The organism is Arthrobacter sp. 10T425 (genome assembly GCF_056393985.1).
The window spans coordinates 64660-85866 of the sequence record NZ_JBFTGZ010000015.1 but is presented as its reverse complement, the minus strand read 5'-3'; the positions used below and the strand labels follow the sequence as shown (position 1 = coordinate 85866).

Genomic DNA, 21207 nt, shown 5'->3' with positions numbered 1-21207 from the left:
CTAGTTGTGCCGTGCCCACAACTGCAGCCACACGAGCAGGCGCGTTTCGGCGTCGTCGAGGTCTATGCCGAAGAGCGGCTCCACCCGGGACAATCGGTACCGGACCGTGTTGACGTGCACATCCAGCGACTTGGCGGCGTCGATCGCGTTTCCGCCGCAGCTGAGGTAGGCGTAAATGGTCTCCTCGAAGGACTTCCTATGCTGTTCGTCGTACGCCGCGATGCTCAGCGCATGCGCCCCGGGCAGTTGGCCGGCGGCCGTCAGCGCCGAGACGAACTGACGCAGCAGCAGACGCGAGCCGAGGGAGTCGTCGTCGGCCACGATGTCATCCGAATCCGCGGCGATGCGCCCCTCCGCGACGTTGCGCACAAGTTCGGACAAGACCAGTTCCGCGTTGACCCTGGAGTCCTCCAGCCGGTCGATCGTCGCCGCGGCGCCGAGCGCGGCCAGGACCGGGCGTGCGAGCAGCCGCCGCGCATTCTGCACAATTTTCAGAAGCGCGGTGCGCTGGAAGTGGCGTGAGGTTTCGGTGGTTTGCGGCAGGACGATGTACACGATGTTGTCCGAGAGCCCGCAGACGGCCGAGGGCAGCCGGATGGCGCAGGCGGTCCGGATGGTGTCGAAGAGCCGGAGGCGGGACTGCAGCGTTTCGGCCGCGATGGCCTCGGACGGCCAGACGCCCAGGGCCGCAACCCGGATCGACGGCGCCGATATCCCGAGCCTGATGGCGGCCAGTTCGGCGCGTTTCGGATCGAACAGCAGCGGCTGGACCAGATCGATCTGGCGGGTCAGGTTCGAGACGTAGGTGGTCCGTTTGTGCAGGATGTGGAGCGCTGCCACGTTGGCGGCTTCGCGCAGGATCCGGTTGGCGTCCTCGTTGTGGTGGTCCGCCAGTTCAAGGAGCCAGAGCGAGCCCAGAACGGAGTCGCCGGCCCGGATCGCGATGGCCGTGCGCCGGAGCGAGGGATCCTGCGTGGCCACATCCAGCGCATCGGTGGCGGCATGGACACGGCGGTAATCGTTGTCCGTTTCCACCGAATGCGGCACCTGCAGGCTCAGGATGGAGCTCCGGCGCGTCTCGTCAATGGGCTGGTCCGGGAGGGTGGAATACGCCAGGATCGTCTGCTCGGGATCGGCGATCGCGATGGCACCGCCGGCCTGGGCCGCCACCGTGTTGGCGAGGTCGAACAGGTCTCCGGGCCGGATGTCCACGAGGGTCCGGCCCGATTGCCGGTGCGGGACCACTGCCGCGTCCATGATCTCCGCGAGCTGGTTCCAGGGCACCGAGTCGGAGGCCCGGAACAGCGCCATCCCGTTGTCCCGGGCGGCTGCCCGCAGGACTTCGTCCGAGGTGCCGTTGGATTTGTAGACGATCGCCACGTACCCGGCGTCGCTGAGTTCCCGCACTTTCGCGCCCAGACGCTTCCCGGAAAGTGACAAACCAATGGCCAGGGCAACGGCACCCGGGAACTTGGCGGGCCGCGCCGTCGAGTCGTAGAGAACCGAGCCGGCGACAATCTGCCGGTCATCTGACGGCATTTCCACGAGGCTGAGAATTTCCGAGCCCGCCGAGCGGGCGACGTCGGCCAGGGTAGGCAGCGCGTGCGTCTTCACCTCCGATGCCGTCACCGGGACACCCAAGAAGCTGTTTGGTATTCGCTACTAATGATTGGCCCTTCAATTTGTCGATAACTCCATGGTGATGCGGAGCTTCATTTCCTACGCTGAACCATAACGCAGCACAGTTCAACGGAAGGCCGTCATTGAAAATCAGCGAAGCCAGGCAACTCGTCCAGGTGAAGGCCCCCGTCCTGTCCCGCCAACGGCGCGTGCTGGCGGGCGCCTACAACGTCGAGGAATTCCGGAAAGCGGCACGCAAGGTCCTGCCGGCCGGGATTTTCGACTATCTCGACGGCGGATCCGAAGACGAAGTGACGCTCCGCCGCAACCGGGCCGTCTTCGACGCCTGGGCCCTCATGCCCAGCTGGGGCCCGGTGTCCGGACCCGACACGACGACGACCCTGCTCGGAGAAGAAAGCGCGCTGCCGCTGACCTTGACCCCCACCGGGGCGACCCGGCTGTTCCATCCCGAGGGCGAACTTGCCGTCGCGGCCGCCGCGGACCGGGCCCGCATCCCCTATGGGCTGGCCGGGCTGAGCACCGTGCCCATGGAAACCATCGCAGAGCACCACCCGTCCCTTGACCGCTGGTTCAACTTTGGCCTCACCTCCGACGCCCAGGCGATGAAGAACAAACTGGCCCGCTGCAAGGCAGCCGGATTCAACACCCTGATTGTCGGCGTCGACACGCGGGCACTGGGTTCCAGGGAACGGGACCTCCACAACGGATTCACCGCCCCTCCCGCGCTCACGCTGTCAACCATCGCGGACATCGCCCGGCGCCCTTCCTGGTGGGTCAACTTTTTGAAGTCGGACGGCATCAGCTTCCCGAACCTGGATCCGCAGAGCCCCGCCGCCTCCTCCGTGGTGACCCCGACCATGTGGCAGCACATCCTGGGCCACTCGGATGCCAGCAGCGGCTGGAAGGAACTTGAGGCCCTGCGGCAGGCCTGGCACGGCAAAATCGTACTCAAGGGCTGCGTCAACCCGGCCGACGTCGCGAAGGCCTCCCGGATTGGCCTGGACGCCGTCCAGTTGAGTAATCATGGCGGCCGCCAGCTCGATCACATGCTGAGCCCCATGGACGTCCTCCAGGAATCGCGGCAACGGGTGGGCGATTCGATCGAGATCTACGTGGACTCCGGCATCCGCCGGGGGAGCGACATCCTCAAGGCGCTGGCGCTGGGGGCCGATGCCTGTTCGATCGGCCGGGCCTACCTGTACGGATTGGTGGCGGCCGGCTCACCGGGCGTCGGACGCATCATCGACATCTTCGGGGATGAACTGCGGCGTACGATGACGTTAGTGGGCGTCTCCAGTATTTCCGAGTTGAAGGCCCGGGGCGGGGAAATTCTTCGGGATATTCGTCATTCCGGAGAACTTCTTGAGACAAGAGCGTCGGAAAACACAAATTCTTGAGTTTTGAATAAGCAGTCATGCAGTGCCCTCCCGCAGCGTTGCGGGAGCCTAGAGAATCCCTGAACAGCTAAGGAAGCCATGCGCACCCGATACCTTCTTCCCGTTCTGACCATAGCCACGGCGCTCTCGCTCTCGGGCTGTGTCAACAACAGCGAACCCGCCGCCACCGGCTCGGCATCCGGTACCGCTGACGCCATCGACGTGCAAAAGAATGACTCCATTGCCGCCTCGCTCCCGGAAAAAATGAAGAGCTCCGGCGTGCTCAACGTCGGCATGGCCAACAACTACCCGCCCAACGAGTTCAAGGACGATAACGGCGAACCGGCAGGCTGGTCCGTGGACCTCACCAACGCCTTGGGCAAGGTTATGGGGTTGAAGGTCAACTTCGACATCGGCACCTTCGATAACATTCTGCCGGCGGTGAAGGCAGGGAAGGATGACATGGGAATGTCGTCGTTCTCCGACACGCTGGAACGCGAAAAGCAGGTGGATTTCGTGAACTACTACTCAGCCGGCATCCAGTGGGCGTCGCCCAAGGGCAAGAATGTGGACCCGAACAACGCCTGCGGGCTTAAAGTCGCCGTCCAGGCCACCACCTATGAGGACACGCATGAGGTGCCGGCCAAGTCGAAGGCCTGCACGGATGCAGGCAAGCCGGCGATCACCATTTTCAAGTACGACGCGCAGGACCAGGCAACCAACGCCCTCGTGGTGGGGCAGGTCGATGCTATGAGCGCCGATTCGCCCGTGACTCTGTATGCGATCTCCAAGACCAAGGACAAGCTGCAGACCGCCGGCGACGCCTTTGAGGTGGCGCCGTACGGGATGCCCGTGGCCAAGGGCAGCGAATTTACCCCGGTCCTGCAGAAGGCGTTGCAGGCACTGATCGACGACGGTACGTACAACAAGATCCTGTCCAAGTGGGGCGTCGAGTCCGGTGGCGTCAAGACAGCAACTCTCAACGTGGCAGCCAAAGGGTGATAGCAAATGAGCGAGCCGGAATCCGACAGGATGATTGAGTCGGAGCCTGACAGGAAGCTGCGGGCCCGGGGTGGGCAGGACATGGACACCTCGCCGGCGGAGGCGATCGTGGCGATCCCGCTGCGGCACCCGTGGCGGATCGTGATTGCCGTGGTTCTGCTGCTGGGGTTGGCGGTATTTGTCCTGGACGCCGCCCAGCGCTCGGACTATGGCTGGCCGGATGTGGGGAAGTACATTTTTGACCGCCGGATCAGTCAGGCCGCGTGGGTGACGTTGTGGCTGACCATCTACTCGATGATCGGCGCGATCGTCATCGGCCTGCTGCTGGCCATCATGCGGCTCTCACCAAACCCGGTGCTCAAGAGCATTGCCTGGCTGTACATCTGGATCTTCCGCGGCACCCCGGTCTACGTGCAGTTGGTGTTCTGGGGCATCGTGGCCCTGATCTACCCGGTGTTCACGCTGGGGATTCCGTTCACGACGCCGTGGGTCACCGTCCCGAACGAGATCTTCACAAACCTGTTCATTACCGCCGTGATCGGTCTGGCCTTGAACGAGGCCGCCTACATGTCTGAAATCGTGCGTGCCGGCCTGCTGTCCGTGGACGAGGGCCAGGCGGAGGCTTCCACGGCCCTGGCCATGTCCTGGGGCCAGACCATGCGGTATGTCGTGGTTCCGCAGGCCATGAAAATCATCATTCCGCCGACCGGCAACGAAGTGATTTCAATGCTCAAGACTACCTCCCTGGTGGCCGCGATCCCATTGAGCATCGACCTCTACGGGGTGTCCCGTGGCATTTCAGCCGTGACGTTCACCCCCGTCCCGCTGCTGATTGTTGCTTCGCTCTGGTACCTGCTCTTCACCTCCGTACTCATGGTCGGGCAGCACTTCATCGAAAAGCGGTTCTCCCGCGGAACCGGACGGATCAAGACAGGCAAGGCACCCGCCGCGCCCGAACCGGCGCCGACGGCCGGACCTGGCGCGCCGGGTGCACCGCTCGGCACAGACTTTGGAGGTAAGGGATGACGGGCGTGCCAATGGTTCTTGCGGAGAAGGTTTCCAAGAATTTCGGATCCAACAGAGTCCTGCGTGGGATCAGCCTGGAGGTCGACCCCGGGGAAGTCCTCTGCATCGTGGGGCCCAGCGGTTCCGGTAAGTCGACCTTCCTGCGGTGTATCAACCACTTGGAAGTGGTTGACGGCGGCCGGCTTTCGGTCGACGGACAGCTGGTCGGCTACCGCCAAAAAGGCGAGAAGCTCTACGAACTCAAGCTCAAGGAAGCTGCTTTCCAGCGCCAGGAAATCGGAATGGTGTTCCAGCGGTTCAACCTGTTCCCGCACCTGACCGCGGTGGAGAACATCATTCTTGCTCCCATGCGGGTGAAGAAGATTTCCAAGGCCGCTGCCACGGCAAGGGCCATGGAATTGCTGGAGCGCGTGGGGCTGGGGGACAAGGGCGACGCCTATCCGGCGCACCTTTCGGGCGGCCAGCAGCAGCGGGTGGCCATTGCCCGTGCCTTGGCCATGGACCCCAAACTGATGCTCTTCGACGAACCGACCAGTGCCTTGGACCCGGAGCTGGTGGGAGAGGTCCTCGATGTCATGAAGGGACTGGCCAAGAGCGGCATGACCATGATTGTGGTGACCCACGAGATGGGGTTCGCCCGCGAGGTGGCCGACACCCTGGTCTTCATGGACGACGGCGTGGTGGTGGAGGCCGGGGCTCCCCGCCAGATCCTGAGCGATCCCCAGCACGACCGGACCAAGGCGTTCCTCTCCAAGGTGCTGTGACGCCGAGGGTTGACGGCGCGGCGGTGAGCCCTGGCCTCTCGGGGGCAGTGGCATCACCGCCGCGCCAGTGCAACACTGAATCCGTGGACAGCCCCGCGGACAGCAGGATCTGGGCGGACTACAACGCCGCCCAGGCAACCCGCGGGGTGCGCACGCTGTGCCTCGACGCCATGGCCTTCGCCGGCCCGGGGAACGGCCGCCGCGCCATAGATCTGGGCTGCGGCGCGGGCAAGGAAACACTGGCGATGCTCGACGGCGGCTGGCGGGTCCTCGCCGTCGATTCACAGCCGGACACCCGGGACAAGCTGCTCGCAACTGCGCCCGCGGCGCTCGCCGAACAGCTGGACGTCGAGCTAAGCCCGTTCGAGGACCTTCCGCCGCTCCCGGAGGCGGGGCTCATCCTGGCCAGCTATTCGCTGCCCTTCGTCCACCCCCAAAACTTCGCCCGCCTTTGGCGGATGCTGCTGGGGGCGCTGGGCCCTTCCGGCGTCATTGCCGTGAATCTGTTCGGCGAGCGGGACTCCTGGGCCGCCATTCCCGAATGAAACTTCCACACCGAAGCTGAGGCCAGGGCCTTGTTCGAGGGACTGGATATCCTCACGTTCGAGATCTACGATGCCGACGGCCAATCCTTCCGCGGTCCCAAGCACTGGCACATTTTCGACGTCATCGCCCGGAAACCCTGACGCCGGGCAAGACCCTTATCCGGCAGGACTTCCGCCCGACCTCATCGACCGAAGAGGTCTCCGAGAGGAGCAGTACGTTATGGGTGATGCCTTCAACGCCGTGGACGGCGTCCGAATTTCCTTTCAGGAGCAGGGCGCCGGCCCCACTATCGTTCTGGTGCACGGTTCGGGGCTGTCCCGTGCCATTTGGCGGGGACTGGGCTACACGAAGGCCTTGCAGGAGCGCTTTCACGTGGTGACTCTGGATCTGCGGGGACACGGCCGCAGTGACAAGCCGCAGCACGAAGACGCCTACGGCATGGACCTGCTCGTCGGGGATGTTGTGGCAGTCCTGGACGCCGCCGGCGCGCAGGCAGCGCATTACGTGGGGTATTCTGCCGGCTCGCGAGTCGGATTCTCACTGCTGGCCAGCAGTCCCGAGCGTGTCAAGACGTTTACGGCTGCGGGCGGCACGTACCGCTCCCCGGCCGGGCAAATCGAATCGATCTTTTTCCCCGGATATGACCAGGCCCTGGACCGGGGCGGCATGCCGGAATTTCTGCGTCAATGGAGTATCGCCACGGGCCGTGACCTTGATCCGCAGACGGCCGCCGCGCTGCTGGCCAACGACCCCGCGGCCTTGCGCGCCTACTTCCGGCGGAGTGAGGACGAACCCGGAATCCCGGAGGCGGTTCTTCGGAAAATGGACACCCCCACCTTGCTGCTCGCCGGCACGGACGACCCGCTTCGGTATGCGGACTCGGAACGGGCGGCCCAGCTCATGCCCAGGGCCCAATTCCAGGCCCTGCCTGGCCGCAACCACGGGCAGACCTTGGTTCCCGCCGGCCCGGTCATCAGCATGGTCACGTCATTCATCACATCGGCGGTCAGCGCGGGGAACAACGGCTAGGCAGGGAGTTGACGCCAGGGCGACGACGACGGCGGCACGCGTCGTCCGGTTCGATTTCGGCCGGCGTCGTAGGACAGACTGTTGCCGTGAGCAACTCTCCCCGTGCAGGCCTGGCCGTCGCCGGACTCAGCCTCGGCACGTCGCTGAACCCGTTGAATTCGTCGATGATCGCTGTCGCCCTGGTGGTGCTGCGCGAGGACTTCGGGCTCGACGTCGCCACGGTCACCTGGGTGATCACGGCGTTCTACCTCACCTCCGCGGCCGGCCAGCCGCTGATGGGCCGGCTGGCGGACCGCTTCGGCCCGCGGCGGCTGTTCCTGCTGGGCATGGCCCTGGTAGCCGTGACCTGCGCGCTCGCGCCCTTTGCGCCCAACTTCGCGCTGCTCTGCGTAGCGCGGGCGTTCATGGCCCTCGGCACCGCGACGGCGTACCCGAGCGCCGTCGTCATGGTCGCCGCGCTGGCGCGGGAGGCGAACGTGAAGTCCACCCGGCCGCTGGGCCGGATCCAGATGGCGAACACGTCGGCGGCCGCCGTCGGGCCCGTGGTGGGCGGCCTGCTGGTGAGCCTGGTGGGCTGGCAGGCGTTGTTCCTGATCAACGTCCCGCTCTCGCTGCTGGCGATCCTTGTGGTCCGGCGCTTTGCCCCGGCCGACGGTGCCCGGGAACGCGGCCGGGTGTCGGAACTGGTGCGCGACTCTGACCTGCCCGGGATTGGGGCCTTCATCGGTGCCCTGGTGCTGGTGATGATGGCGATGCTGAATGTGCTGCCCGACTACCGGTGGTGGCTGCTGGGCGGCGGGCTGGTCCTTGCGGCGCTGTTCGCGTGGCGGGAGCTGCGGTTCAGCCCGCCCTTCCTTGACCTGCGGCTGCTGGGCCGCAACCGGCCGCTGCTGCTGGTCTACCTGGGTTTTGCGCTGTTCAACGGCGTCTACTACTTCGCGTTCTTCGGGCTGCCGCAGCTGCTGCAGACCGCGGGCGGCTACAATCCCGGCGTCGTGGGCCTGCTGATGCTGCCGCTCGCCGCGATCTCCGTGGTCGGGACGCCGTTCGCGGTCCGCGCGATCGACCGGTTCGGCGTGCGGCGGGTGCTGATCGCCGGCGTCGTGCTGCTCCTCGTCGCGTCTGCGGCGATGTGGCTGCTGACGGTGTCCCTCGCAGCCCCGCTGGTGCTCGCGCTGACCGCCCTGCTGGGTGTGCCGTATTGCGTGGTCGCCATTTCCTCGAGCCAGGGCATGTACGTGTCCACCCGGCCGGAGGAGCGGGGGGTGGCCGCCGGGATCTTCCAGACCTGCCGCTACCTCGGCGCGATCACGGCGACCGTGCTGATCGGCATCTTCTATGGGAGCGGCGTGACGCAGGCGAACTGGGGGCTGATGGTGTTCGTGATGCTGGGGCTGGGCGCGGTGGTGCTTGTCGTGTCGCTGCAGTGGCGGGAGCGGCGGGCCTGAGGTCCGGCCGCGTTCGGCGCCAAGGTCTACTCCCCGCCGGATGGGCCCTGTCTGTCAATCCGATACTGCCGCAGGGCGTCGGACCGGGACGGGTGTCTGAGCTTCTCCATCGCGGTGACCTCGATCTGGCGGATGCTTTCTCGGGTCATGCCGTAGGTTTCCGCTACCGCGGCTAAGGTTTTCGCTCCGCCGCCCGTGATGCCGAAGCGCATCGCAATGACCTGGGCTTCCCGGACCTCGAGCGTGCTGAGTGCGGCATGTACTTGTGTATTCATCTGTTGATGGAAGAGCGCATCGGTTGCGTCGTGGTCGGAGGAAACCAACAGCTGTTCGGCGAGGGCTTCGGTCCCGCCCCGGCCGTCGGGCACCGACGAGTCCAAGGAACAGGCCGGCCGGTCCACGGAAAGCAGACACTCAACCTTTCCGGTTGGAATTCCGGTCAGTTGGCTGAGATCTTCCTTGTTGCAGACGGTCCCTGTCATGGCGGCCGTCCGTTGCGCTGACCGTATCTTCTGCAGCTGGTCGACGACGTTGCCCGGCAGCCGGATCAGGCGTGCCTGTTCAGCCAGCGCCTTGAGGATGCCGCCGCGGATGCAGAATGTGGCGTGGGTGGAGAATCTGAAACCCTTGGTGAAGTCGAACTTGCAGACAGCCGTATGGAGTCCCAGGTTTCCTTCCTGGATCAAGTCCTCAAAGTCGAGGCCCCGGTGGGTGTAGCGCTTGGCGATCGACACGACGAGCCGGAGGTTGGCGTGGAACAACGTGTCGGCGGCACGCTGGCCCCGAAGGACGATGGTCAGAAGGTCGGCTGTATCCTGGCCGGGCCGCGATGTGCCATCCGCCAAGAGCCGTTCCGCGAATAGCCCCGCCTCGATTTCTTGCGCCAGTTCCACTTCCTGCTCGGCGGTGAGCAAATCGTATTGGCCCAGGCGGCGCAGGTAGTCAGCGACGGCGTCATCGGTCAACCCGCCACCGGCTTGCGGATGTTGCGCCCGGCCAGCGTCATCCGAATCGAACGCTTCGGGGACCCAAGCACCTGCCGCGGGCAGGGACGGTGCCCTGCCGATTGCCTCGTGGATTGGGTCAGCCATGTCATCCCCTGCCGGACGGTTCATGCTCGTGAAGGCAGACTACGTGGCCGGTGTGACAATATTCGGCGGGGCTGGGGCGGGCACAACAAACGGGGGTAATCAGCGCATCTTGACACCCTTGAAGCCTCGGAATATCTTCTGCCTTAACGAGGCAATTCGCCCCGTTTCCCATCAATTTCAGCGCTCAGCCCGGGCGCATCTGCCGGGGCCCATGGATAGTGCCGGCGGACAGCCACAACGGTCTCTTGCACCTGAAGGAGCCCACAATGTCCAGCACGTTGATCAATCGCTTCTACTCGGAAGTTCTCGCCGGCGGCAACCTCGCCCTCGTCGATGAAATGATCACGGACGACTTCATCGACCATGAACCGGCGTTCCCCGGACAGCCGCCCGGCAAAGAGGGCGCACGGTTCTTCGCCAGTGCCATCCGAAACGCATTCCCCGACATCTCGGTCAAGGAAGCCGAACCGACTCTCTCCGATGGAAACCTTGAGGCTGCCCATGTTGTGATGACCGGCACCCACAAGGGCGACCTGATGGGTATTGCGGCGACCGGCAAAACGGTCGAATTCGGCGGGACCGACATCGTCCGCGTCCAGGACGGTAAGATCGCCGAGCACTGGGGTAGCACGGACACCATGAGCCTCATGCAGCAGATCGGAGCCCTGCCGGAATAACAGCCGGCGCCATGTTCTCGCTGGCCCGGGACGATTAGGCGCCGAGTATTTTCCGGGTGTGCGCATACTTGGCTGCGGTTAGCGGTGTGAAGCAGCTGGTTCTGATGCGGCGGGATCTCCAGCCTGGGTCCAGGCCCGGGCGAACCCGCCCGTTGCTGCTACCACCAGGGTGAGCGCGGCTGTCAGCAGGACACCAAGACCGGCATGCACGTGGAGCAGCGCGGCGCCAGCAGTGGCACCGGCCAAGATGAGGACGACGGCGCCCAGCCTCCTGCCCCAATGGGCCCCCGCGCCTCCACCCAGGCGTGAATCCGCGGCCAGGCCCGTGAGCGTGGACGTCACCACCACGGTGGTCACGTCCTTGACGCTCAGGTGACGCGCCGTGGCTGCCTGCATGCCCATCGCGATGGCCAGGGCTCCGGTAATGATCAAGGTGACAGGGTCGCCGGCGTGCGGGGCATGGGCAAACAGTACGACGGCGACGGCCGCCATGGTGATGCCGACGGCGGTGAGCAGGGCCGTGGTCCGCTTACTCCAGCCAGCGGCCTCGGGCTTGAGGACCCGCCCGGCAATGATGGCGCCGAGCACGAACCCGGCCAGGGCTATGGACGGGCCGATGACGGGCAGATTGTCCGCGCCGATCAGCGCCATGCCAAGGATCACGACGTTGCCGGTCATGTTGCCGGTGAAGACCCGGTCGAGGCCCAGGTAACCGACGGCGTCGATGACGCCGGTGGAGAACGTCAACACGAGCATGAGGACCAAGTGGAGCCGGGCGGGCTCGGCGGACTTGAGGCGGTTAAGCATTCGACCTCTTTCGGTGAGGGAGGAGCGACTCGCTGAGGCGGATCGCCACGGTGATGAGCTCGGCGTCGCGGTGGGCAGGACCAACGATACTCACGCCACAGGGCAGGCCGGCATCGGTGGATAGCGGCACGTTTACCGCAGGAAGCCCTGCGATCCCCGCGATGCACGTCAGCTGCATGGTGGACCGGCGCACCCGCTCGATGGCCTCGCCGCCGAGCGACGCCTCGGCCAGCAGCGGCGCCACGGACGACGCCGACGGCAGCACCAACAGCGCGCCGCCCACCACGGACCGGATGTGTTGCCGGGCCGCCCGAAGGACGTCCCGCGCGGCCTCGGCCTGGTGCCGCTCGACCTGGGAGGCGGTCCTGAACCGGGCGGCCACGTCGGCGCCGAGTGCGCTCCAGTGCCGCCTGATCCACGGACCGTGCTGCTGCCAGGCCTCGTACCCCTGCACGGTCTGGAACGCCGCGAGCCAGGCCGGGAGCTCGTCCGTCCGCAGGCCGGCCCAGTCCAAGGCAGGGAGGACCGCTGATCCGGCCCAGGCATCGATGGAATCCTCCACGGCGCGGACGACGTCAGGCTCCGCCAGGGCAAGGAGGCCCGGCGCAAACAGCGCCCCGGCAAACGGTCCATCGCTAAGCGGTACGGTGGGCTCTTGCGGCGGCAGCAGGACGCTTCCGACGGCGGCCAGCGTGGCGGCGTCGCGGGTCATCCAGCCAACGGCATCGAAGGACGGCGCCAGCGGAAGGAGACCCGCTGTCGACACCGCCCCGTGGGTGGTGCGGATGCCGAAGAGCCCCTGGTACGCGGACGGCACCCGGATGGACCCGCCGGTATCCGTTCCCAGACCAATGGTGGCCTGGCCCAAAGCGACGGCGCTCGCGGACCCGGACGAGGAGCCGCCGCTGATCCGATCCGGTGCCTTTGGGTTCGGCGGGGTGCCATAGTGCGCGTTCGTGCCGGCCAGGCTGTACGCGAACTCATCGGTGCGGGCGATGCCGGCGACTGCGGCGCCGGCCGCCATTAGTGCAGCGGCCGCGGGCGCCGTCGTGGTTTCCGGCGATCTCTGGGCGAGCCATTCCTCGTTGCCGGCGCCGACGGGATGTCCTTCCAGCGCGAACAGGTCCTTGACCGCGACGGACATGCCCGTCAGCGGCCCGGTTCCGGTGGCGGGCAGGAGGGGATCACCCACTTCACGCCACACGGTCGGGTCGGCCGGTTGCGGCGACGTCGGGCGCAGTGCCGGGCTCTGCGCCGTCACGGGCGGAAGTCCTCAACCCGGATGCGCGCGTGCGCGCCTTTGACGACGTCGACAACCTGGGAGATGTTGAAGTCCGTGGCGGCGCTGAGGTAGGCGTAGGCGAGGCTGGCGTCCATGCCGTAGCGGGCCTGGAGCAGGGCCACGGCGGCGCGGACACAGTTCTGCACCGCGGTGTCGAGGTCCTCGTCCATGCCAGTGGGAACCAGGAACTCCGGGGTCTGCGCCATCGGCCCGGCCAAGACGCCGAAGTTCCGGACAGCCTCGTCCTGCGGGACGACGTCGAACCGGAGCTTGACCCGGAGCGAGGCCTCCATCGCGGTCAGGGAGACCTCCCCGTCGCCTTGGGCGAAGTGGGGATCGCCCACATAGGCCAGGGCGTCGGCCACCTGGACCGGCAGGTAGAGGGAGCTGCCGGTGGTGAGGAGGTTGATGTCGATGTTGCCGCCATGGGCACCGGGCGGGACAGAGTGCGGCCGGCGCGCGCTGTCCACCGCGACCCCCATGATGCCCAGGAACGGCTTGAGCGGAAAATGTACGGTCGGTTCGCCGCCGGGACGCAGGGGCAGCCAGCCGGACGGCGTTCCATCGTCGGTGCCCCGGACGGTGGCGAAGGCGCTGTAGGTATCGGGGCCGAGCGGGAATTCGCCGCTCAGCGATCCCCTGCCGTGGCGGCTGGAGATCACTCCGTACGGCACCCGCGGGGTGGTTTCCAGCACCGTGATCTTCAGGAGGTCGCCCGGGCGGGCGCCCTTGACGGCGATGGGGCCGGTCACGACGTGCGGGCCCAGGCCGCCTGGAAGCCGCTGAATGCCCGAGGCGGCGAGGTCGACGGCGTCCGCCAGGACCTGATGCCTGCCGACCCCGAGCGAACCGAAGAAGGCGAGGGGGTCCCGGCCCTGGTCTTCGAGGATTCCTTCGTGGCTGATGGTGTCGATGGTGACCTCGGCGCCGGGGTCGATGCTGAGGACCGGGCGGTCGCCGGCGCAGGGGAGGGCTCCCCAGAGGACGTTCTCCTTGGCGGAGGGAAGGTAATGCGTCCCGTCCCGGATGCCGTCCCACGGCTGCAGGACCCCGGCGCCGGCGGACTGTGGGGAAGTGGACGGCGTGGCTGCGGGGACGGGCGGGATGAGGGATGTGGTCACAGTTGGTCTCCGGTCGGGTTCTTCGATGTCAAGGCTGGTGGCCGGGGTGTGGTCAGTGCTGGTGGCCGCGGATGAGGATGGCGACGTCCGCCAGGTGGTCGCGCATGGCGATGCCCGCGCCGGTGGCGTCCTTGGTCTGGATGGCCTCGAGGATGTGGCGGTGACCTTCGATGGAACTCCGCCGGCCCGCGGGGGTGGAGTGCGAGCGGAGCCGGACCTCGGTGGTCCACGAGGCGGTCAGCGTGAGGACCGTGGCCATGAGCTGGTTGCGGGCGGCTTGAGCCAGGAGGGTGTGGAACTGGATGTCCAGGCGCAGGGCCTCTTCGGGGGAGAGATGTTCGTTGGAGGCGTTGAGGACGTCCTGGAGCTGGATTAGGTCCGCGGCGCTGGAACGCAGGGCGGCAAGTTCGGCCACCAGCGGTTCCATTGAGCCGCGCAGTTCCGCCACGTCCTGCTGCGCCTGGTCGACGCCGGCGAGGCGGGCATAGAGCTCGCTGACAGGAGCAGGCGGAGCTGCCACACGGGTGCCCCGGCCGGGGGCCCGCTCCAGCAAATGCTTGCTTTCAAGATCCTGCAGGGCAGCACGCACCGTGCCCCGCGATACCGAGAGTTTGGCTGCCAGTTCGCGCTCAGTGGGAAGCTTGTCGCCCGGGAGCAGGCCCCGGGACGCAATTTCACGTTCGAGGTAGGCAGCCACTTCCGCGCCAATCGGGGCGCTCCGCCGAAGGGTGGGGCGGGGCTCGGTAGTCGGGGTCACGGTGCGGCCTTTCAGTGGGAAACGCTGTGGTTCGGACGACTCTTGGTGGGGAGACGGTGGTAGCGGTGGCGCGGGAAAACGCTCAGGTGGGGGCCGACGTCGGGCGCTACTTGCCGCCTTGAAGGGCCGGTTCGGGCTCGACGTCGGAGGTGACGGCGGGCTCAAGCACTGCCGCCGGCTTGGTGAAGCAGAAGGCGGCCGCACCGACCAGGAGCAGGACGGCGGAGAGGTAGAAACCGGCCTCCAGGGCCCCGGTCGCGTCGGCGAGGGCGCCAGTGATGTAGGGGGCGAAGATGGAGGACAGCATCCCGGCGAAGTTGAAGTAGCCGTAGGCGCGGGAGTACATGGAGCGCGGGGTGTTGTCGGCCAGGAAGGCGATCAGGATCGGGTCCAGGGCGAGTTTGCCGACCAGGCCGTACACCACCAGGCCCACGATCATGAGGGAGTATTCGCCGGTCAACGGGACCAGGATCTGGCACGCGCCGCCGAGGACGGCCAGCAGAACAATCAGCGGGCGCGTGTTGCTCAGGCGCCGGGCCAGCATGCTCAGCAGGATGGCGCCGGGGATGGAAGCCCAGGGGACCAGCGAGGCGATGATGCCGGTCTGGGAGGGAGCGACGTCACGGGCCTGCTGGAGGTAGGTGGGCAGCCAGGTCAGCATCGAGAAGAAGCCGTAGAGGGAGCAGAAGATCAGCACGTAGGTGAGGATGTGGTTGCGGGTGAAGAGCGCCTTGTTCGATTCCTTGGCGGCCGGGGCCGCTCCGTTCCGTTCTGATTCGGCGGTCCTGGCGGCCTGGGCCTTGTGCTCCGCGTCGATCGGGGCGAGGAAGTAGTTGATCAGGAAGGCGACAAGCAGGGTGGCGGCACCGAAGATGAGGAATGATGCGTGCCATGGCAGGCCGAGCGTGAAGGTGAAGTAGCTGGAACCGATGAAGCCGAGCGAGATGCCCACGGCCATGCCGCTGTTGATGAGCGCAGCGGATACCCCGCGCCATTTGTCGGAGATGTAGCTGGAGGAGATGCCGTAGACCGGGCTGTAGAACGTTCCTTCGCCGATCCCGGTGAAGGCGCGCATCAGCAGGAAGATCATGAAGCCGGGGGCGAAGCCGCTGAGGATGGTGCCGATGCCGAAGATCACGTAGCCGGCGACCACCACTTTGACGCGGCCGATCCTGTCCGCGAGGTAGCCGGTGGGGATCTGCATCAGGGCGTAGGTCAGGAAGAACACCGTGGACATCAGGCCGAGCTGGCCCTTGTTCAGACCCCACTGTTCCTGGATGACACTCATCACGGGGGAGAGGATATTGCGGTCCGCGTACATGAAGACCCAGCCCAGTGAAAACAGGACGGTGACGGCGACAGGGCCGGGGCGTTTACCGCTGACGGGCAGCAGCCGGCGGCCGGCGGCGGGCGGGGTGGCACCAGACCCCGCCGGCATGACGCCGGCGGTGGCCGGCTTTTCTGCGGTGGAAACGTTCAAGGGATGCTCCTGGAGGCTCTTGGCTGATTGGTTCATTGGTCGAACCAAGTACCAAGCTAGGGGGTCAGCAGGGGCAAGAACCCTTGATTTTCTAGGGGTTAGGAGCATTTAACGGGTGCGAAACGGGGTTTAACCTGCCGGTTACACGGATGATTTTTGGCGGACTCACTGGACCATTTATGAGTCGGTTCCGTTGCGTCAGGGACGTGTGTGAAGCACGCTGTGAGCGTCGCGAAAGGCTGACGTGCGGGGGCTGTTGTGGCGCGAGCGGCGGCAGCCCAGGCATCTTGACACCCTCGAAGCACCGGAATATGTTCTGCCTTAACGAGGCGTTTCGCCCGTTCCTCACTCGAATTTTCACACTGTTGCTCGGCGCTCTACGCAGATCGCTGATGCCTGCCTGCGGAGCCAGACCTGCCTGCTGAGTCAAAACGGGGGGTCCCTCCGGGGTGGTCTGCGCATGCTGCCGGGGCACTGCGCTGGGGGGATCAAAATTCGGTCTCGCGCCCACAAGGAGTCGGAAATGTCTGAAGGTGTTGGATTGATTGAGCGGTTTTACAGAGACGTCATTGAGAGCGGAAACCTCGCCCTCGTTGATGAGTTGGCCGCGGACAGCTATGTGGATCACGAAGAGGCCCTGCCCGGGCAACCGCCGGGCAAGGACGGCGTCAAGTTCTTCGTGAACACGATGCGGTCGGCTTTCCCGGACATCAAGGTCAAAGAGATCGAGCCCAAGGTGGTGGCCGGAAACCTGGAGGCATGCCATGTGATTCTCACGGGTACGCATCGCGGGGAACTGGCCGGCATCCCGGCAACGGGCAAGAGCGTCGAGTTCGATTGCACTGACATCATCCGTGTCGAGGACGGAAAAGTGGCCGAGCACTGGGGCACGACGGACAACCTGGGCCTCATGCAGCAGATTGGTGCCGTGGCCGTTGCCTGAACCAGGCGACAAACAACAGGGCCGGCGCGCAACAAGAGTGGCTGTCCACGTTCCCCACAGGGAAACGCGGACAGCCGTTCGACGTCGACGGCGGTTCGATCAGAGGGGCTGTCAGCGCCCGGCGATGTGCCCGGCAATGTACTCGGCATCGCGTCCCACACCGGCCACGACCGCCGAGCTGTGCCCGGTGAGCCACGGCAGGCCCACGGCGTAGAGGCCCGGGTAGTCCGTGACGCCGCGGCTGTGGCGCGGGTAGTTCCATTCGTCCAGTACGGGGATGTCGAGGAAGCCGAAGTCGAGCCGGTATCCGGTGGCCCACAGGACGGACGTAACGCCCTCCGCTGCCAGGTTCAGCCGCGCCGGCTCTGAGGGAACCCAGTCGTCGGTCGGCCGGAGTTCAGCCTCCGGCGCTTCGATCCCAGCAGCGGCAATGTACGCATCGAGCATCGGTCGGAGGCGCTGGCTGAAGCCGGCCTCAATGGTGGCGAGGCGTTCGGCGAGGTCATCGCTGAAGACGAGGTCGCCGTCGTCGGCTGCGTCCAGGTGGCCGTGCAGCCGGATTCCGCGGCGGCCCAAATCCCGTAGGTGGATGTCATGGCCGCCGTCGGCGCCGGACAACAGCGGGTTGCAGGCAAACCGAGCCGCGGGTGAGGGCAGCCGCTCCACGGAAAGTCCGTTCAGCCCGTGCTCGGGGCCGTGCAGTCCAAGCTGCATCATCCAGTAGAAGGTGTCCTTGCCGCGGTACCGGCGCGGCGCCTCCGGGCAGGTGGACACCGCCAGATGGACGTCGCGGCCGGCCGCCAGCAGCTCCTCGGCGATCTGGCCGCCCGACTGGCCGGTGCCCACAATCAGCACAGCGCCGTCCCGCAGTTGGCCCGGGTTGCAGTACTCGTCGGTGTGGAGTTGCACGATGTGCCCCGGCAACCGTGCGGACAACGCAGGGATTTTCGCTTTCTGGAAGCCGCCGGTGGCCAGCACCACGTTGCGCGCCCGCCAGCTGCCCTGGGTTGTTTCCACGTCGAAGGCACCGCTGTCCGCGGCGGCGATGCGTGTGACGTCCGTGCCGGTGCGGACCGGCGCGCCGATGGCCTCCGCGTAGTGCCGGAAATAGTCCACCACGGCATCGCGCGGCATAAAGACGTCCGGGTCCGGACCGGAGAAGGGCATGCCCGGCAGCGACAGCGAGAAATTCGGGGTGTTCAGGTAGAACCCATCCCACCGGTCCTGCCAGGCACCGCCCAGGGCGGCGCGCCGTTCCAGGACGTGATGCGCGACGCCGGCCAGGTCGAGCCAGTAGCTCATGGCCAGACCCGCTTGGCCTCCGCCCACAACGAGCGTGTCCACTTCAGCGTCCATCTCCGCCCACCACCTCGATCAGTGCACATGCGCGAGGAGCGCGATCCCGGGAAAATCCTGCCCCGCGGAGGTCTCCATGCGAGGAGCTTACGCCGGGTCTGGGACCAGGCGTAGGGGTTAAGACGACGGCGGGGCGGCCACTTCTGTGGCCGCCCCGCCTATCGAGGTGCTAGCTCATAGCCGGGTAGGCCTTGGGGAGCTTCAGCCCGCGCTGTTCCATGAGGGTGCGCAGGCGGGTGGGGTAATCGCTGATGATGCCGTCCACGCCGAGGTCCATCAGGCGCGTCATGTCCGCCGTGGTGTTGACGGTCCAGGGGATGACCGGCAGGCCGAGCTCGTGGGCTTCCTTGATCATGCCCGGGGTGACGGAGGCGAAGGTGGGGGAGATGACGTCGTAGCCCTGGGCTGCCGCTGCTTTGGCGAGCGAGCCGCCGTAGGTGTCGATGTCGATGCCGCCGAGGTTGGGGCTGGCGCCGGGCTTGCCGACCTCGAGCCAGGCGTCGCCGCTGGACAAGGCGACGAGCGGCAGTTGCGGGGCGATCTTCTTGGTCAGGTTCAGCGAGGACCAGTCGAACGACTGCACGGTGCTGCGCCCGGCCATCCCGGCGGTGTAGATCTCCGTGACCACGGCCTTGGTCAGGGCCACCATGCCCTCGCCGCCGGACTTCCCGTCCTCCACCTTGGTCTCGATGTTGAAGCGGACCTTCTTGGCGTCGGCGTCGCGGACCAGCTGGAAGACGTCCTTGAGCTCGGCGATCCGGTTGTCCTTCACCACGTCCTGCTCCGGGAACCCCTTGAGCTGGGTGAACCCGCAGTCCAGGGTCTTGATCTGCGCGAGCGACAGCTCGGCCACCCGGTCGCCGACATAGGGGTACTGTGCGTCGCCGGGAGTCGCCGGAGCGGAGTCGCGGCACTTGTCCGCCTGGATGGTGTCGTCATGCCAGACGATCACCTTGCCGTCGGTAGTCAGGTGGGTGTCCAGCTCCAGCGTGGACACGCCGAGCTTCAGCGAGTTGGCGAACGCGGCCAGGGATTCCTCGGTCCACTCGCCGCGGCCGCCGCGGTGCGCCTGCAGGTCAAAGGAGCCGTTGCTCTCGTTGGTCTTGATCGCCGTTGTTGCCTCTGCAGCCTTTGTTGTGGCGGCGTTCGACGACGGCGAGCCGGCTTCGGGGTTTGAAGCGGCGACGGCGGGGCTCGCGAGCGAGGCGATGAGCGCGGCGGTGGCCACGGCAGTCAGGGGTGTGCGCATGGTGATGGTTCCTCCCGGGTGACGTTACCGGCGTCGTGCCGGCGACCCGACCACCGTAGGGAGGTGAGATGGACTGTTGTGTGCGGGGAGCTGGACCGGGAGTGAACACGAGGAAACCGGGCAGGGTGACCGGACTGGAGACGCGAAAAACCGTTCGTTTTCCGGACGGATCATGACCCTGCAGGAACTCCGCGGCGGGTGAGGCTTCCCTAGGTGCCGCCACCCAGGACCGCCTGCAATTTCACGAACGACTCGGTCCATCCGTTGCGGTGCAGTTCGAGGCGTTCGTCCGTCAGGAACGGTCCCTGCGAGAGCACCAGGCGCGTGCCTGTGCCGGTACTCCCGAGTGAAAGGTCGACGACGGTCTCCCGGTCATCCGGCGCCGGTTCCTCCCAGCGGAAGGTGTACACCAGGCGCCAAGGGGGATCGATCTCCAGGAACTCGCCGGAGAGGTGGAACGGTTCGCCGTCCGGTGGTGTCATGGCGAAGCGGTAGCGGCCGCCTTCGGTGAGATTGAGTTCGGCTGCAGGGATGATGAAGCCGTGCGGACCCCACCACTTCACCAGTTCGGCCGATTCCGTCAGCATCCTGAAGACTTCTTCCGGAAGAGCAGCGAGCATGCACTCCAGGTTCAGGACCAGGCCGCCAGTTTCCTCATTCCCGGTTGCTTCATTAACGGACTCCGCATTCATCCTTCAACTCTGGCATCGTGCGGCCACCGGCGGAAGTGGACCGGCGGCCCCCGCCCGTCACGCCGCAGGCGCCAGCAGCTTGCCTTCCGTCACGCCCTGTTGGACCGGCGCCTTGTAGCTCCCTGTTCGAAGAGCGTCGCTTCAGCTCAATGCCAGTCACCCCTGTTTCCGCAAGACCAAATCGGTCCATAATGGCCACATAACTTCGGGGACCCCTCACGCTGGTGATGGGTGGCGCGGCGTTGAAGAGTCCCAGGTGGCTGCCCCCGGCTCGGCGCAGGGGCAGTCACGGGCTCCGGACAGGTATTCCGGGGACCGAAACCGGGGGGAGCATCGCCATCGCTGCGGTCATCAACGCACTGAAGGGAATCATCATGCTCAAGGATTCAAACATCATCGCTGTCCTCCCCGCGAAGGACATCAACAGGGCGAAGGAGTACTACCGGGACAAGCTGGGAATCGAACCCTCCGAATCCATGGAGGAGGGCAGCGTCATGTACAGCTGCGGGCAGGGAACCCGCTTCCTTGTCTACCAGACAGAGAATGCCGGGACCGCGAAGAACACCCAGATCGGCTGGGAAACGGACAATCTCGAACGCGAGATGGAAGAACTGCGGGGCCGCGGCGTCGTCTTTGAAGACTACGATTTTCCCGGCCTGAAGACGGAGAACGGCGTCGCCACCGCTGACTGGGGGAAGGCAGCCTGGTTCCTGGACAGCGAGGACAACATCTTCAACATCTCGCAGCGCGCATAGGCCGGAGTCTGGCACCCGACCAACGGCTCATTGCATCGCTGCCGCCGGCTACGAAGCCGGAGAGAACCGGCTCCCGCCACTAAAGCGGGAGCCGGGTTGACCGTGGTTACCAGCTCGGACAGGGCTCAGAGCGCGGTCAGCACGGCAGGGTACGCAGTAGCGGTT

At 66.0% G+C, this 21207-nt stretch carries 20 protein-coding genes; 10 read left to right on the top strand and 10 right to left on the bottom strand.

Translation table 11 applies throughout. The features are described 5' to 3' along the window. Positions 1 to 1629: a PucR family transcriptional regulator gene (locus AC1DDH_RS16520; protein WP_476955870.1), complete on the bottom strand. Its 1629-nt coding sequence runs from the start codon at positions 1627 to 1629 to the stop codon at positions 1 to 3. Positions 1630 to 1763: 134 nt separating this feature from the next. On the opposite strand from AC1DDH_RS16520, the gene AC1DDH_RS16515 reads away from it, so the two are divergent. The 7 genes from AC1DDH_RS16515 (at position 1764) to AC1DDH_RS16485 (ending at position 8832) form a co-directional block, all read left to right on the top strand. Continuing rightward, complete coding sequence (locus AC1DDH_RS16515; RefSeq protein WP_476851628.1) at positions 1764 to 3038, top strand: alpha-hydroxy acid oxidase; 1275 nt, start codon at positions 1764 to 1766, stop codon at positions 3036 to 3038. Between the two features lie 78 nt (positions 3039 to 3116). Beyond that, entirely contained in the window at positions 3117 to 4019 is a 903-nt protein-coding gene (locus AC1DDH_RS16510) for an ABC transporter substrate-binding protein (RefSeq protein ID WP_028277463.1), read from the top strand. Between the two features lie 6 nt (positions 4020 to 4025). Next, entirely contained in the window at positions 4026 to 5045 is a 1020-nt protein-coding gene (locus AC1DDH_RS16505) for an amino acid ABC transporter permease (RefSeq protein WP_476955869.1), read from the top strand. Continuing rightward, positions 5042 to 5809: an amino acid ABC transporter ATP-binding protein gene (locus AC1DDH_RS16500; RefSeq protein ID WP_275959779.1), complete on the top strand. Its 768-nt coding sequence runs from the start codon at positions 5042 to 5044 to the stop codon at positions 5807 to 5809. The genes AC1DDH_RS16505 and AC1DDH_RS16500 overlap by 4 nt, the downstream gene beginning before the upstream one ends. A gap of 83 nt (positions 5810 to 5892) precedes the next feature. Beyond that, the gene (locus AC1DDH_RS16495) at positions 5893 to 6354 is read left to right on the top strand and encodes a class I SAM-dependent methyltransferase (protein ID WP_476955868.1); all 462 of its coding nucleotides are present in this window, start codon (positions 5893 to 5895) and stop codon (positions 6352 to 6354) included. A gap of 220 nt (positions 6355 to 6574) precedes the next feature. Continuing rightward, positions 6575 to 7384, top strand: coding sequence for an alpha/beta fold hydrolase (locus AC1DDH_RS16490; RefSeq protein WP_476955867.1), 810 nt, complete (start codon positions 6575 to 6577; stop codon positions 7382 to 7384). Positions 7385 to 7470: 86 nt separating this feature from the next. Continuing rightward, a complete protein-coding gene (locus tag AC1DDH_RS16485; RefSeq protein WP_476955866.1) occupies positions 7471 to 8832 on the top strand; it encodes an MFS transporter in 1362 nt (453 codons plus the stop codon). Between the two features lie 26 nt (positions 8833 to 8858). Here AC1DDH_RS16485 and AC1DDH_RS16480 read toward each other — a convergent pair whose 3' ends face one another. After that, positions 8859 to 9947 (bottom strand): sigma-70 family RNA polymerase sigma factor, encoded by a 1089-nt coding sequence (locus tag AC1DDH_RS16480; RefSeq protein ID WP_476955865.1) that lies wholly within the window; start codon positions 9945 to 9947, stop codon positions 8859 to 8861. A gap of 242 nt (positions 9948 to 10189) precedes the next feature. On the opposite strand from AC1DDH_RS16480, the gene AC1DDH_RS16475 reads away from it, so the two are divergent. Continuing rightward, positions 10190 to 10600 carry an ester cyclase gene (locus tag AC1DDH_RS16475; RefSeq protein WP_476851623.1) on the top strand — a complete coding sequence of 137 codons (411 nt, stop codon included), beginning with the start codon at positions 10190 to 10192 and terminating at the stop codon, positions 10598 to 10600. A 78-nt stretch (positions 10601 to 10678) separates the two neighbouring features. Here the strand turns inward: AC1DDH_RS16475 and AC1DDH_RS16470 are convergent, their stop codons facing one another. From AC1DDH_RS16470 to AC1DDH_RS16450, 5 genes are all read right to left on the bottom strand, one after another. After that, positions 10679 to 11407 (bottom strand): YoaK family protein, encoded by a 729-nt coding sequence (locus AC1DDH_RS16470; protein ID WP_476955864.1) that lies wholly within the window; start codon positions 11405 to 11407, stop codon positions 10679 to 10681. After that, positions 11400 to 12668 carry an amidase gene (locus tag AC1DDH_RS16465; protein WP_476955863.1) on the bottom strand — a complete coding sequence of 423 codons (1269 nt, stop codon included), beginning with the start codon at positions 12666 to 12668 and terminating at the stop codon, positions 11400 to 11402. The genes AC1DDH_RS16470 and AC1DDH_RS16465 overlap by 8 nt, the downstream gene beginning before the upstream one ends. Beyond that, complete coding sequence (locus tag AC1DDH_RS16460) at positions 12665 to 13810, bottom strand: acetamidase/formamidase family protein (protein WP_476955862.1); 1146 nt, start codon at positions 13808 to 13810, stop codon at positions 12665 to 12667. The genes AC1DDH_RS16465 and AC1DDH_RS16460 overlap by 4 nt, the downstream gene beginning before the upstream one ends. Positions 13811 to 13862: 52 nt before the next feature. Next, positions 13863 to 14567 (bottom strand): FadR/GntR family transcriptional regulator, encoded by a 705-nt coding sequence (locus tag AC1DDH_RS16455; RefSeq protein ID WP_476955861.1) that lies wholly within the window; start codon positions 14565 to 14567, stop codon positions 13863 to 13865. Between the two features lie 106 nt (positions 14568 to 14673). Continuing rightward, complete coding sequence (locus AC1DDH_RS16450; protein WP_476955860.1) at positions 14674 to 16083, bottom strand: MFS transporter; 1410 nt, start codon at positions 16081 to 16083, stop codon at positions 14674 to 14676. Between the two features lie 487 nt (positions 16084 to 16570). On the opposite strand from AC1DDH_RS16450, the gene AC1DDH_RS16445 reads away from it, so the two are divergent. Next, positions 16571 to 16990, top strand: coding sequence for an ester cyclase (locus AC1DDH_RS16445; RefSeq protein WP_476955859.1), 420 nt, complete (start codon positions 16571 to 16573; stop codon positions 16988 to 16990). A 111-nt stretch (positions 16991 to 17101) separates the two neighbouring features. Here the strand turns inward: AC1DDH_RS16445 and AC1DDH_RS16440 are convergent, their stop codons facing one another. From AC1DDH_RS16440 to AC1DDH_RS16430, 3 genes are all read right to left on the bottom strand, one after another. Then, positions 17102 to 18346, bottom strand: a complete 1245-nt coding sequence (locus tag AC1DDH_RS16440) for a flavin-containing monooxygenase (RefSeq protein ID WP_476857457.1) — start codon at positions 18344 to 18346, stop codon at positions 17102 to 17104. Between the two features lie 169 nt (positions 18347 to 18515). Beyond that, positions 18516 to 19595, bottom strand: coding sequence for a glycerophosphodiester phosphodiesterase family protein (locus tag AC1DDH_RS16435; RefSeq protein WP_476955858.1), 1080 nt, complete (start codon positions 19593 to 19595; stop codon positions 18516 to 18518). Positions 19596 to 19804: 209 nt separating this feature from the next. Beyond that, positions 19805 to 20287 (bottom strand): SRPBCC family protein, encoded by a 483-nt coding sequence (locus tag AC1DDH_RS16430; RefSeq protein ID WP_476932126.1) that lies wholly within the window; start codon positions 20285 to 20287, stop codon positions 19805 to 19807. A 374-nt stretch (positions 20288 to 20661) separates the two neighbouring features. Between AC1DDH_RS16430 and AC1DDH_RS16425 the strand changes: the two genes are divergently transcribed. Next, positions 20662 to 21042, top strand: coding sequence for a VOC family protein (locus AC1DDH_RS16425; RefSeq protein ID WP_476932125.1), 381 nt, complete (start codon positions 20662 to 20664; stop codon positions 21040 to 21042). Positions 21043 to 21207: the final 165 nt, after the last annotated feature.

Coding starts and splice junctions, on each gene's coding strand:
- AC1DDH_RS16510 (WP_028277463.1), top strand. CDS start 3,117: ATGCGCACCCGATACCTTCTTCCCGTTCTGACCATAGCCACGGCGCTC.
- AC1DDH_RS16505 (WP_476955869.1), top strand. CDS start 4,026: ATGAGCGAGCCGGAATCCGACAGGATGATTGAGTCGGAGCCTGACAGG.
- AC1DDH_RS16500 (WP_275959779.1), top strand. CDS start 5,042: ATGACGGGCGTGCCAATGGTTCTTGCGGAGAAGGTTTCCAAGAATTTC.
- AC1DDH_RS16490 (WP_476955867.1), top strand. CDS start 6,575: ATGGGTGATGCCTTCAACGCCGTGGACGGCGTCCGAATTTCCTTTCAG.
- AC1DDH_RS16480 (WP_476955865.1), bottom strand. CDS start 9,947: ATGAACCGTCCGGCAGGGGATGACATGGCTGACCCAATCCACGAGGCA.
- AC1DDH_RS16475 (WP_476851623.1), top strand. CDS start 10,190: ATGTCCAGCACGTTGATCAATCGCTTCTACTCGGAAGTTCTCGCCGGC.
- AC1DDH_RS16470 (WP_476955864.1), bottom strand. CDS start 11,407: ATGCTTAACCGCCTCAAGTCCGCCGAGCCCGCCCGGCTCCACTTGGTC.
- AC1DDH_RS16450 (WP_476955860.1), bottom strand. CDS start 16,083: ATGAACCAATCAGCCAAGAGCCTCCAGGAGCATCCCTTGAACGTTTCC.
- AC1DDH_RS16445 (WP_476955859.1), top strand. CDS start 16,571: ATGTCTGAAGGTGTTGGATTGATTGAGCGGTTTTACAGAGACGTCATT.
- AC1DDH_RS16440 (WP_476857457.1), bottom strand. CDS start 18,346: ATGGACGCTGAAGTGGACACGCTCGTTGTGGGCGGAGGCCAAGCGGGT.
- AC1DDH_RS16435 (WP_476955858.1), bottom strand. CDS start 19,595: ATGCGCACACCCCTGACTGCCGTGGCCACCGCCGCGCTCATCGCCTCG.
- AC1DDH_RS16430 (WP_476932126.1), bottom strand. CDS start 20,287: ATGAATGCGGAGTCCGTTAATGAAGCAACCGGGAATGAGGAAACTGGC.
- AC1DDH_RS16425 (WP_476932125.1), top strand. CDS start 20,662: ATGCTCAAGGATTCAAACATCATCGCTGTCCTCCCCGCGAAGGACATC.